9 protein-coding genes are annotated in these 12,835 nt (G+C 60.4%); 3 read left to right on the top strand and 6 right to left on the bottom strand.

Going from position 1 to position 12,835, the window contains the following annotated elements:
• Positions 1-114: 114 nt before the first annotated feature.
• From ntrC to glnA, 5 genes are all read right to left on the bottom strand, one after another.
• On the bottom strand, positions 115-1,551 hold the full coding sequence (gene ntrC / locus CAF80_RS18360; protein WP_007952518.1) for a nitrogen regulation protein NR(I): 1,437 nt from the start codon (positions 1,549-1,551) through the stop codon (positions 115-117).
• A complete protein-coding gene (gene glnL / locus CAF80_RS18355; RefSeq protein ID WP_007952516.1) occupies positions 1,548-2,633 on the bottom strand; it encodes a nitrogen regulation protein NR(II) in 1,086 nt (361 codons plus the stop codon). Before glnL ends, ntrC begins: the two co-directional genes overlap by 4 nt.
• A gap of 230 nt (positions 2,634-2,863) precedes the next feature.
• Positions 2,864-3,484 (bottom strand): DUF4124 domain-containing protein, encoded by a 621-nt coding sequence (locus CAF80_RS18350; protein ID WP_039764693.1) that lies wholly within the window; start codon positions 3,482-3,484, stop codon positions 2,864-2,866.
• A complete protein-coding gene (locus CAF80_RS18345) occupies positions 3,481-3,990 on the bottom strand; it encodes a DUF4124 domain-containing protein (RefSeq protein ID WP_085667677.1) in 510 nt (169 codons plus the stop codon). The genes CAF80_RS18350 and CAF80_RS18345 overlap by 4 nt, the downstream gene beginning before the upstream one ends.
• Before the next feature lie 275 nt (positions 3,991-4,265).
• Positions 4,266-5,672 (bottom strand): glutamate--ammonia ligase, encoded by a 1,407-nt coding sequence (gene glnA, locus CAF80_RS18340; protein ID WP_011332032.1) that lies wholly within the window; start codon positions 5,670-5,672, stop codon positions 4,266-4,268.
• A gap of 327 nt (positions 5,673-5,999) precedes the next feature.
• Between glnA and thiI the strand changes: the two genes are divergently transcribed.
• Both thiI and typA read left to right on the top strand, forming a co-directional pair.
• A complete protein-coding gene (thiI, locus tag CAF80_RS18330; protein ID WP_011332034.1) occupies positions 6,000-7,454 on the top strand; it encodes a tRNA uracil 4-sulfurtransferase ThiI in 1,455 nt (484 codons plus the stop codon).
• A gap of 139 nt (positions 7,455-7,593) precedes the next feature.
• Positions 7,594-9,414, top strand: a complete 1,821-nt coding sequence (gene typA, locus CAF80_RS18325) for a translational GTPase TypA (protein WP_007952502.1) — start codon at positions 7,594-7,596, stop codon at positions 9,412-9,414.
• A 212-nt stretch (positions 9,415-9,626) separates the two neighbouring features.
• On the opposite strand, the gene CAF80_RS18320 is transcribed toward typA, so the two are convergent.
• Positions 9,627-10,064 carry a YkgJ family cysteine cluster protein gene (locus tag CAF80_RS18320; RefSeq protein WP_007952500.1) on the bottom strand — a complete coding sequence of 146 codons (438 nt, stop codon included), beginning with the start codon at positions 10,062-10,064 and terminating at the stop codon, positions 9,627-9,629.
• Between the two features lie 258 nt (positions 10,065-10,322).
• On the opposite strand from CAF80_RS18320, the gene CAF80_RS18315 reads away from it, so the two are divergent.
• The gene (locus CAF80_RS18315; RefSeq protein ID WP_039764697.1) at positions 10,323-12,773 is read left to right on the top strand and encodes a glycogen/starch/alpha-glucan phosphorylase; all 2,451 of its coding nucleotides are present in this window, start codon (positions 10,323-10,325) and stop codon (positions 12,771-12,773) included.
• Positions 12,774-12,835 lie beyond the last annotated feature (62 nt).

The following is a 12,835-nucleotide window of genomic DNA, read 5'->3' as shown; positions in this document are numbered from 1 at the left end:
CTTCGTCTTTTTACAGGTTGGGATTTTCAGCTGTTTACAGTGCAAGCCCGGACCGGTGACCGTGCCCGATTAAGGGTCACGGTGCCTTGCGGCGGTGCAGGTTGGCGCTGAATCTCAGCCTTCATCGCCCTCGTCATCATCCCCGCCATCGACCTTCATGCCGAGTTCCTTGATCTTGCGGGTCAGGGTGTTCCGGCCCCAGCCCAGCAGCACCGCAGCGTCGCGACGACGCCCGGCGGTGTGCTTCAGAGCCGTTTCGATCATGATTCGCTCGAACGCCGGCACCGCGCTGTCGAGCAGGCTCGACTGCCCGCGTGCCAGGGCCTGATCGGCCCATTGGCGCAGCGCCTGTTCCCAGTTGGTCACTGGCGCCGAGTCCTGCGGCAGGCTCAGCAGTTCCGGCGGCAGGTCGCTGATATGCACCTCGCGCCCGGACGCCATCACGGTGATCCAGCGGCAGGTGTTTTCCAGTTGACGCACGTTGCCCGGCCACGGCAGGTTCTTCAGGTATTCCTCGGTCTCGCTTTTCAGCAGCTTCGGCTCCACCGCCAGCTCTTGCGCGGCGCGGCTGAGGAAATGCTTGGCCAGGGTCGGGATGTCTTCGCGACGGTCCGACAGGCGCGGGATGTGGATGCGGATCACGTTGAGGCGGTGGAACAAGTCCTCACGGAATTTCCCGGCGTGAACCAGGGTTTCCAGATTCTGGTGGGTCGCCGCGATGATCCGTACATCGACCTTGACCGGCACATGTCCGCCGACGCGATAGAACTCGCCATCGGCCAGCACCCGCAGCAGGCGAGTCTGGGTGTCCGCCGGCATGTCGCCGATTTCATCGAGGAACAGCGTGCCGCCGTCGGCCTGTTCGAAACGGCCGCGACGCAGGTTGGCCGCACCGGTGAACGCGCCTTTTTCGTGGCCGAACAGTTCGGATTCCATCAGGTCTTTCGGGATCGCCGCCATGTTCAGCGCGATGAACGGCGAGGCCGCACGCGGGCTGTGGCGGTGCAGGGCGTGGGCCACCAGTTCTTTACCGGTGCCGGATTCACCGTTGATCAGCACGGTGATGTTGGAGTGGCTCAAGCGCCCGATGGCGCGAAACACCTCCTGCATCGCCGGCGCTTCGCCGATGATTTCCGGGGTGCGGGTCAGGGTCGGGGCGACTTCCAGGCCTTGCTGCTCCTGGGCGTGCTGATTGGCACGTTTGACCAGTGACACGGCTTCGTCGACATCGAACGGCTTGGGCAGGTATTCGAACGCGCCACCCTGATAGGAGGCGACAGCGCTGTCCAGATCGGAATGAGCGGTCATGATGATCACCGGCAGCCGCGGGTGCTGCTCGCGGATCCGTGCCAGCAGGTCCAGGCCGCTGGCGCCGGGCATGCGGATATCGGAGATGATCACGTCCGGCTGCTGGCGCGCGAGGCGGCTCATCACGCCATCGGCACTGTCGAAGCTCTGGGTGGTCATGCCTTCCTGTTGCAGGGCCTTTTCCAGAACCCAACGGATAGAACGGTCGTCATCGACGATCCACACGGTTTCACTACGGCTCATGTCGATGTGGCTCCTTGTTCCAGTGGCAGAAAGATCGAGAACGTGGTGTGGCCTGGATGGCTGTCACACTCGATCAGGCCCTGGTGCTGGCTGATGATGTTCTGGGTGATGGCCAGGCCGAGCCCGGTACCGTCCGGACGGCCGCTGACCATGGGAAAGAAGATGGTTTCCTGCAGTTCCGCCGGAATGCCCGGACCGTTGTCGATGATCTCGATCTTGGTCACCAGGCGATGACGGACGTGGCCGATGGTGAACTGGCGCATGGCGCGGGTGCGCAGGCTGATGCGGCCCAGGCGCAGCTCGTTCTGGCTGCTGATGGCCTGCATCGCGTTGCGCACAATATTCAACACCGCCTGAATCATTTGTTCGCGGTCGATCAGGACATCGGGGATGCTCGGGTCGTAATCGCGCACCAGCGTGATGCAGCCCTGGCTTTCGGCCTCGACCAGTTGGCAGACGCGCTCCAGCACTTCGTGGACGTTGCACAAGGCCAGCGACGGCAGTTTGTTCGAACCGAGCATGCGGTCGACCAGATTGCGCAGGCGGTCGGCCTCTTCGATGATGACGTTGGTGTAATCGCGCAGGCTGTCTTCCGGCAGTTCCCGGGCCAGCAGTTGCGCGGCGCCACGAATGCCGCCGAGCGGGTTCTTGATCTCGTGGGCCAGGCCGCGCACCAGCATCTTGCTGGTTTCCTGTTTCGACAGTTGCGCCTCTTCCTTGGTGATGCGCAACAGGCGATCACGGGGATGCACTTCCAGCAAAAGCAGGGTCGCGCCGTTGCTGAGGATTGGCGTCACCGCGTAATCCACGGTCAGGGTCTGGCCGGTGAGGGCGGTGAGCATCGCTTCGCGCTTGGTGAACGGGTGCGCCTGCTCCACCGCTTGGCGCAACGAATTGAGCGCCTCGGTGGACTCGGTGAACAGCTCGCTGATGAACTGCCCATGGCTGCGCTGACCGCTGATGGCCAGCAGCATCTCCGCCGCCGGGTTCATGTACTCGAGGCGCAATTCGCTGTCGAGCAGGATGGTGGCGGTGGTCAGGTTGTCGAGTAGCAAGCGATGCAGTGCGTCACTGATGGTCATGAGGACCTCTTTTGGAGCATGGCGCGCGCAGGGATACAGCGCTGATGCGAGGAAAATGCAAAAACCAAACCAAGGCTCCGAAAAGAAGCGTTCAACCCCTGAAACGGGCGTTTGACGCTCGTTTGCGTGGCAGTCAAACCGCTCTGGCGGGTACTTTCGAACCAAAATGGGTTGGAATGTGAGTACGGTGCAGCGTATTGCACCAATATAGTGCGCAAAGCTGAACGACGTCAGAAGAAACGCAGGAAAGGATTTTTCGGTTCGGCGGGTTTGTCTTTCAGCGGGCATTCCGGGCGCACGCCATAGTCGGCGCTGACGCACGGTTTGACCTGACGCTTCTGTGCCAGGGAAATGCGCTGCATGTGGAACGGCTGGTTGGCGGTTTTCTCCACGGTCCGGCCTTGGGCGTCGAGGATTTCCACCGACAGGTTGTGGCTGCCACGATCGATGTTGCTCAGCGGGAACACCGGGCTCAGGCCGGGTTCGCCGACGGCCTGGCCATCCAGTAGCAGGCGATACAAATGACCTTTTTGCAGGCCCGGCTCGCTGGTGACGCTGACGATCAGCTCTCCGGCGCTGCTGCGAATGGTCGCGTCCGGCTCAGGGATCAGCACCCGCAGCATGTCGTAGTGGAACAGCGGCGGCTCTGCTGATTTGTTCGAAGGCGTGACCGGTGCAGCTGTCGGGTTCGAGGCCATGCGATTGCTGGTGGCCAGCGGTACACGCTTGGCGTTGCCCCGTGGTTGATCGGTGTAGACCCGATTGCCCTGTGCATCGACGTAAGTGAACACCTCGGCCGATGCGCCAGACGCGATCAGCGACAGGCACAAGGCAATCAATCCCCGTGTCATGGCTTGTGCACCCGCTGCACGGTGAACACCACCGCCGGACTCTGCTGAATGATCGCCTCGCCATTGATCACCTGCACCGCGAGCCGATGCTCGCCCCGGTCTACGTTCACCAGTTGCAGGATCGGTACATTGCTCGGCTGGCCATAAGGCGCATCATCCAGCAGCAGACGCAATTGATGCGGCGGTTGCAGGCGCGGCTTGATCAGCACGCTGATTGTGAAGGTGCCGTTGTTGGCGCGCAGGGCCTCTTCGGTGGGCAGGCCGGTCAGCTCAAGCACTTCATAGGCATTGCGTGCTGGCGCAGGGCTGGGGGTGTCTGAAGAGGGTGCGCTCGGTGCCTGAGGCTGGACGCTGTTGAGCGGCGGCAACTCCACCGGCTGCGCCTGCACGCCGTCCGGCGCGTGATCGCTGTACACCGTGTTGCCGCTGGCATCGGTGTACTTGTAGATCTGCGCGGCAGCGGGCAGGGCGATCAGCAGCAAAATACAGAGAAGGGTGCGACCCATGAAATCGACCGGAAACGAAAACGATGGGTTGCAGCATAGGCCAGTCGCGACGGTTGGCCCAACCCTGCACACATCCAGAGATTATTCGGTTGATCGTTCCCAGGCTCTGCGTGGGAATGCAGCCCGTGACACTCCGCGTCACCGGACGCGGAGCATCCCTTGAGGCGTTCCCACGCAGAGCGTGGGAACGATCAGAGGCGATAAATTGCGGGCACAAAAAAGGCCTCCCGAAGGAGGCCTCTTTTTGTCACGCCACGTAGCGCGGCGCTACCGGATCAGCAGCTGTAGTACAGCTCATATTCCAGTGGGTGTACGAAGGTGCGGACCTTGATTTCTTCTTCGGATTTCAGCGCGATGTAAGCGTCGATGAAGTCGTCGGAGAACACGCCGCCCTTGGTCAGGAACGCACGGCCCTTGTCCAGCTCTTCCAGGGCTTCTTTCAGGCTGCCGCAAACTTGCGGGATCTCTTTCGCCTCTTCAGGCGGCAGGTCGTACAGGTTCTTGTCGGCAGCATCGCCTGGGTGGATCTTGTTCTGGATACCGTCCAGACCGGCCATCAGCAGCGCTGCGAACGCCAGGTACGGGTTGGCAGCCGGATCCGGGAAGCGGGCTTCGATACGACGGCCTTTAGGGCTGTTGACGTAAGGAATACGGATCGAGGCAGAACGGTTGCGAGCCGAGTAGGCCAGCATCACTGGAGCTTCGAAGCCTGGCACCAGACGCTTGTAGGAGTTGGTGGCCGGGTTGGTGAAGCCGTTCAGGGCCTTACCGTGCTTGATGATGCCGCCGATGAAGTACAGGGCGGTGTCGGACAGGCCGGCATAACCTTCACCCGCGAAGGTGTTCTTGCCATCTTTGGAGATGGACATGTGAACGTGCATGCCCGAACCGTTGTCGCCGTACAGCGGCTTCGGCATGAAGGTCGCAGTGCGGCCGTAGGCGTCGGCAACGTTGTGTACAACGTATTTCAGGGTCTGGGTTTCGTCGGCTTTCTTCACCAGGGTGTTGAACTTGACGCCGATTTCGTTCTGGCCGGCAGTTGCCACTTCGTGGTGGTGAACTTCAACGGTCAGGCCCATTTCTTCCAGTGCGTTGCACATGGAGGTACGGATTTCGTGGTCGTGGTCGAACGGCGGAACCGGGAAGTAGCCACCTTTCACGCCTGGACGGTGGCCTTTGTTGCCGCCTTCCACGTCCTGGTCGGACATCCACGAGCCTTGCTCGGAGTAGATCTTGAACATCGAACCGGAGATGTCGGACTTGAACTTCACTTCGTCGAAGATGAAGAACTCAGGCTCTGGACCGGCGAATACGGTGTCACCGATACCGGTGGTCTTCAGGTATTCCTCGGCGCGGCGGGCGATGGCGCGCGGGTCGCGATCGTAACCTTGCATGGTCGAAGGTTCGATGATGTCGCAGACCAGAATCAGGGTCGGCTCTTCGGTGAACGGGTCCAGAACGGCGGTTTCGTCGTCCGGCAGCAGGATCATGTCGGAGGCTTCGATGCCTTTCCAGCCAGCGATGGAGGAACCGTCGAACATCTTGCCAACTTCGAAGAAGTCGTCTTCCAGCGCATCGCGAGCCGGCATGGTCACGTGGTGCTGAGTGCCTTTGGTGTCCGTGAAGCGCAGATCAATCCACTTGACGTCATGATCTTTGATGAGTTGAACCGACTTCGACATAGTGTCCTCCGGGTGAATTAGGGCGGGTAGTGGATGCCCTTAATAGTGGTGATGCCGGCGCGAATACTCTGCCAAGGCAACCTGCCTCACAAGGGAGCAAATTGCATGCCAGTGCCCCAGCATGGGTTTTTTGCCCCAAATTCACGCTTCTAAAGGTCGAAAGCGCCTTAAAGGCGAAAATCTCGCCCTTTAATGTAGCGCTCAAATCGTAAAATGACCTGTTTTGGTGCGTGCAAAACCTTCTGCACATTAACTGGTTAAACCTTGAGCAATTTCCGCTATAATCCGCGCCCCCCTTTTTCGGCTGGCCCAGCGCGCGCTGTTTTCATGAAACTAATCGTAAAAGTCTTCCCCGAGATCACCATCAAAAGCCGACCTGTCCGGACGAAATTCATCCGCCAGCTGGCCAAGAACATCCGCACCGTGCTCCGCGACCTGGACCCGGCCGTGGTGGTGAACGGTGTGTGGGACAACCTCGAGCTGGAAACCCGCGTCACCGACCCCAAGGCCCTGAAAGAGATGGGCGAGCGCCTGACCTGCATGCCGGGCATCGCGCACTTTCTGCAGATCGACGAGTACCCGCTGGGCGACTTCGACGACATCACCGAAAAGTGCAAGCAGCACTACGGCGATGCATTGGCCGGGAAGATCTTTTCGGTGCGCTGCAAGCGTGCGGGCAAGCATGCGTTCAGCTCGATGGACGTCGAAAAATACGTCGGCAGCAAGCTGCGCCGTGAGTGCGGCGCTGCCGGAATCGACCTGAAACAGCCGGAAATCGAAGTCCGTATCGAAGTTCGCGACAAACGGTTGTTCGTGATTCACAGCCAGCACAATGGCATCGGCGGCTACCCGCTCGGTGCGCTGGAGCAAACGCTGGTGCTGATGTCCGGCGGATTTGACTCGACCGTTGCCGCGTACCAGATCCTTCGTCGCGGCCTGATGACGCACTTCTGCTTCTTCAATCTGGGCGGTCGTGCCCACGAATTGGGCGTAATGGAAGTCGCGCATTTCATCTGGAAGAAGTACGGCAGCTCGCAACGCGTGCTATTTGTCAGTGTTCCGTTCGAAGAAGTCTTGGGCGAAATTCTCGGCAAGGTCGACGACAGTCATATGGGCGTCGTATTGAAGCGTATGATGTTGCGCGCAGCGTCGAGCATTGCCGAACGCCTGCACATCGATGCGCTGGTCACCGGCGAAGCGATTTCCCAGGTATCGAGCCAGACGTTGCCGAACCTGTCGGTCATCGATTGCGTCACCGACAAACTGGTCCTGCGGCCGCTGATCGTCGCCCACAAGCAGGACATCATCGACACGGCCGACCAGATCGGTACCGGTGATTTCGCCCGGCACATGCCGGAATACTGCGGCGTCATCTCGGTCAACCCGAAGACCGCCGCCAAGCGTGGCCGGGTCGAGCACGAAGAGCAGGAATTCGACATGGCGGTGCTTGAGCGTGCGCTCGCAAACGCCAGACTGGTGCCGATCGATCGGGTGATCGACGAATTGGGCCAGGATTTGCAGATCGAAGAAGTCAGCGAAGCGCTGGCCGGTCAGATCGTCATCGACATCCGTCATCCGGATGCCGCCGAGGATGACCCGCTGGAGCTCGCCGGCATAGAGGTACAGACGATGCCGTTCTACGCAGTGAACGCTCGTTTCAAGGAACTGGACCCTACTCGCCAGTACCTGCTGTATTGCGACAAAGGCGTGATGAGTCGCCTGCATGCTCACCATTTGCTCAGTGAGGGGCATGCCAATGTGCGCGTTTATCGACCGAGCTAAGTGCCCGGGGCTGTTTGCCTGTGGCCTGCGTCACCGGCCCCCCGACACCGCCGTCAAGCTGTAACGGCCATGCCGGACACTACTGTCAATCGCTGCCAAGACTTGTCAGCAAACCGAATCCTCTGATCGAGATACACAAGTGATCGAAAATCTACGCAACATCGCCATCATTGCCCACGTTGACCATGGTAAGACCACCCTGGTAGACAAACTCCTGCGTCAATCCGGCACCCTGGAGCGCAACGAGCTCAACGACGAGCGCGTGATGGACTCCAACGACCAGGAAAAAGAGCGCGGCATTACCATTCTGGCGAAAAACACCGCCATCAACTGGAACGGCTACCACATCAACATCGTGGACACCCCGGGCCACGCCGACTTCGGCGGCGAAGTCGAGCGCGTTATGTCCATGGTTGACTCCGTGCTGCTGCTGGTCGACGCCCAGGACGGCCCTATGCCGCAAACCCGTTTCGTGACCAAGAAGGCTTTCGAAGCCGGCCTGCGTCCAATCGTGGTCATCAACAAGGTTGACCGTCCGGGCGCGCGTCCTGACTGGGTTCTGGACCAGATCTTCGATCTGTTCGACAACCTGGGCGCCACCGAAGAACAACTGGACTTCCAGGTTGTTTACGCTTCGGCCCTGAACGGCATCGCCGGTCTGGACCACACCGCCATGGGCGAAGACATGACCGCGCTGTACCAGGCGGTAGTCGACCACGTTCCGCCTCCGGCTGTTGATCGTGACGGTCCGTTCCAGATGCAGATCTCCGCGCTGGACTACAACAGCTTCCTGGGTGTTATCGGTGTTGGCCGTATCGCTCGTGGTCGCGTCAAGCCGAACACCCCGGTTGTCGCTATCAGCGCCGACGGCAAGCGCCGCAACGGTCGTATCCTGAAGCTGATGGGTCACCACGGTCTGCACCGCGTTGACGTTGAAGAAGCTGCAGCTGGCGACATCGTCTGCATCAGCGGTTTCGACGAGCTGTTCATCTCCGACACTCTGTGCGACATCAACAACGTCGAGGCGATGAAGCCTCTGACCGTTGACGAGCCAACCGTTTCCATGACCTTCCAGGTAAACGACTCGCCATTTTGCGGTAAAGAAGGCAAGTTCGTGACCTCCCGTAACATCAAGGATCGTCTGGACAAAGAGCTGCTGTACAACGTTGCACTGCGCGTTGAAGAAGGCGACTCGGCTGACAAGTTCAAGGTATCCGGCCGTGGTGAGCTGCACCTCTCGGTACTGATCGAAACCATGCGTCGCGAAGGCTTCGAGCTGGCCCTGGGCCGTCCTGAAGTGATCATCCGTGAAGTTGACGGCGTGAAGCAGGAACCGTTCGAAAACGTGACCATCGACATCCCTGAAGAATCCCAGGGCAAGGTCATGGAAGAGATGGGTCTGCGTAAAGGCGACCTGAGCAACATGGTGCCGGATGGCAAGGGCCGTGTTCGTCTGGAATACAACATCCCTGCTCGCGGTCTGATCGGTTTCCGTAACCAGTTCCTGACCCTGACCAACGGTGCTGGCATCCTGACCTCGATCTTCGACCGTTACGCTCCAGTGAAGTCGGGCCACATGTCCGGCCGTCAGAACGGCGTTCTGGTTTCGGTTGAAACCGGCAAGGCACTGACCTACTCCCTGGAAACCCTGCAGGCTCGTGGCAAGCTGTTCGTAGAACACGGCCAGGAGATCTACAACGGTCAGATCGTTGGTCAGAACTCCCGCGACAACGACCTGGGTGTGAACCCGACCAAAGGCAAGAAGCTCGACAACATGCGTGCTTCGGGTAAAGACGAAACCATCGCTCTGGTCCCACCTGTTCGCTTCACCCTGGAACAGGCTCTGGAATACATCCAGGAAGACGAGCTGTGCGAAGTGACTCCTAAGTCCATCCGTCTTCGCAAGAAGATCCTGGACGAAAGCGAGCGTACCCGCGCTGCCAAGAAAGCCAAGGCGTAAGATTTAGCCAAGGCTGAAAAAAACGCCCCCGGTCGAGAGACCGGGGGCGTTTTTGTTTGTCTGGCTTTCGAAAGTCTCGTTCCCACTTCGAGGCGTCGAACCGTCTGCGTGGGAATGCCTCAGCGGACGCTCCGCGTTCGGCTCTTGGGACGCGGAGCGTCCCGGGCTGCGTTCCCACGCAGAGCGTGGGAACGATCAATCAGGCGTCGGGATCAGAACCGCTCGATCGAACGGGAGTTCTGCACCCGCTCCACTTCCTTCGGCTTGTACGCGCAGTAACCCGGGCGCGGGCCGATCTTAGGGTGGTTGCGGCAGGTGTCCGGGCGCTTGTCATAAATGGTGCACAGGCGGCTCTTACGATCCAGGTAGTAGCAATCGTTGTTGCTCATGCGCTGCAGGGTGAAAATCCCCGACTTCTGGTTGAAGCGCTCGACCAGCCCTTCCTTTTGCAGACGCTTGGCGATGTTCTTCGGCGGGTCGCCCAGTTCGAACTCGTCGACCACACCGATACGCACCAGATCCTTGATCTTGACCTCGACCGGCAGCGTGCAGCAGCTGGAAACGCACGAGCCGCACATCGGGGCCGAATATTTGGCCCAGGTATCGAGACGGTCGATCTCGGCTGCGGCGATCAGGTTGGGCTTCATCATCGGTGTTTACCAGGCGTGTGCATCAGGGCGCGCGATCATACCGGGACTGGTGGATTTTTGAACAACCTTTCGCCAGATTTTTTCTTCATGCGCGCACATCGTCCGACAATTCGGCACGGCCCCTGCATTCATTGAGGCATTCGCCAGAGTATTGCCGGTCGATCTCACACTCTCGGTAAAAACTGCCGAACCAGAGCCCTTACCGTCGGTCAGACCGTCTAGGCTCTGACAACTCCCCGCTCGCTCGAGGTCCTATCGATGACTCAAGAACCACTAGTTCGCGAAGCAGAGGTGGCCGCATTCCGCGACGCCGTCCTGACCAAACTCACCTATGCGGTGGGCAAAGACCCGGATCACGCCTTCGACCATGACTGGTTCGAAGCCATCGCCCTGGCGGCGCGCGATCACATGGTCGAGCACTGGATGGACCACACCCGGCAGATTTACCGCAAAGGCCAGAAGCGGGTGTATTACCTCTCGCTGGAATTTCTCATCGGCCGTTTGCTGTACGACAGCCTGAGCAACCTCGGTTTGCTGGACGTCGCCCGTGAAGCGTTGACCGAACTGGGCGTCGATCTCGAGCGCATCCGCATTCTGGAGCCGGATGCGGCGCTGGGCAACGGTGGCCTCGGACGGCTGGCGGCATGCTTCATGGAAAGCATGTCGACCCTCGGCATCGCCGGCCACGGCTACGGCATTCGTTATGAGCACGGGTTATTCCGTCAGGCCATCGTCGATGGCTGGCAGCAGGAACAGACCGAGCACTGGCTGGATTTCGGCAACCCCTGGGAGTTCGAGCGGCCAGAGGTGGTCTATCCGATCGGCTTTGGCGGCAGCGTCGAGACAGTCACCGACGCCAGCGGCAAGTCCCGGCAAGTCTGGCACCCGGCGGAAACCGTCCGGGCGATTGCCTACGACACCCCGGTGGTCGGCTGGCGCGGGGCGAGCGTCAACACCTTGCGCCTGTGGCGGGCCCGGGCCATGGAAGATCTGCACCTGGAGCGCTTCAACGCCGGTGACCATCTCGGTGCCGTCGCCGAAGTGGCCCGGGCCGAAAGTATCTCCCGCGTCCTCTACCCGGCGGACAGCACTGAAGCCGGGCAGGAACTGCGCCTGCGTCAGGAATACTTCTTCGTCGCTGCGTCGCTTCAGGACTTGCTGCGCCGTCATCGCAACATGCACACCTCGGTGTTGACCCTCGGCGATCACGCGGCAATCCAGCTCAACGACACCCACCCCTCGATCGCCGTCGCCGAACTGATGCGCCAACTGGTCGACGTCTATGACGTGGCCTGGGACGCGGCGTGGCAAGTCACCGTCGATACGCTGTCGTACACCAACCACACGCTGCTGCCCGAAGCGCTGGAGACCTGGCCGGTGGGGCTGATGGAGCGCATGCTGCCACGGCACATGCAGATCATTTATCTGATCAACGCCCAGCACATCGATTCGCTGCGGGCCAAGGGCATTCACGATTTCGACGTGCTGCGCGCGGTGTCGCTGATCGAGGAAGACAACGGCCGCCGGGTGCGCATGGGCAACCTCGCGTTCCTCGGTTCCCACAGCGTCAACGGCGTGTCCGGGCTGCACACGCAACTGATGCGCAAAACCGTATTTGCCGAGCTGCACAAGCTGTATCCGGAGCGGATCAACAACAAGACCAACGGCATCACCTTCCGCCGCTGGCTGTATCAGGCCAACCCGGAACTGACGTCGATGTTGGTCGATGCCCTTGGCGCCGACGTGCTGGACAACCCTGAAGAGCGTCTGCTCGATCTTGAGCCGTTCGCCGAAAAACCAGCGTTCCGCAAAGCCTTCGCCGAACAGCGTCTGCACAGCAAAAAGGCCCTCGCTTACCTGATCCATGAACGGCTGGGGATCGCGGTCAACCCGGCGGCGATGTTCGACGTGCAGGTCAAACGGATCCACGAATACAAGCGCCAGTTGCTCAACCTGATGCACACCGTCGCGCTGTATCAGGCGATCCGCGCCGAGCCGGAAATCGACTGGGTGCCACGGGTGAAAATCTTCGCCGGCAAGGCTGCGGCGAGTTATCACCAGGCCAAGCTGATCATCAAACTGACCAACGACATCGCCCGGGTGGTGAACAACGACCCGACCGTGCGTGGCCTGCTCAAAGTGGTGTTCCTGCCCAACTACAACGTCAGCCTGGCGGAGAGCATCATTCCGGCGGCGGACCTGTCGGAGCAGATCTCCACCGCCGGTTTCGAAGCCTCGGGCACCAGCAACATGAAGTTCGGCCTGAACGGCGCGCTGACCATCGGCACCCTCGACGGTGCCAACGTGGAAATGTGCGAGAGCATCGGCGCCGAGCACATGTTTATCTTTGGCCTCAGTGCCCAGCAGGTCGAAGCGCGCAAGCAGAACCACGAGTTCAGCGCGGTGCCGGACATTGCCGCGTCCCATCGCCTCAACGATGTGTTGCAGGCGATTCGCAGCGGGGTGTTTTCGCCGGACGACACATCGCGCTACACCGGGCTGATCGATTCGCTGGTGGATTACGACCGGTTCTTCGTCTGCGCCGATTTCGACTCCTACTGGGAGGCGCAGATGCGCGTCGATGCGCTCTGGCACGACGCCAATAACTGGTGGCGCTCGGCGGTGCTGAACACCTCGCGCATGGGCTGGTTCTCCTCCGACCGGACGATCCGCGAGTACGCCACGGATATCTGGAAGGCACTGGAGTAACTTTTAGCGACAAATGTGCGCCCGGCCCCACGATTGTTGGGCCGGGCCGATATACTGAGCCT

Source organism: Pseudomonas sp. B34(2017) (assembly GCF_002112915.1).
Lineage (GTDB): Bacteria > Pseudomonadota > Gammaproteobacteria > Pseudomonadales > Pseudomonadaceae > Aquipseudomonas > Aquipseudomonas pharyngis.
The sequence above is the reverse complement of the archived record's forward strand: the minus strand, read 5'-3'. Positions and strand labels throughout refer to the sequence as shown.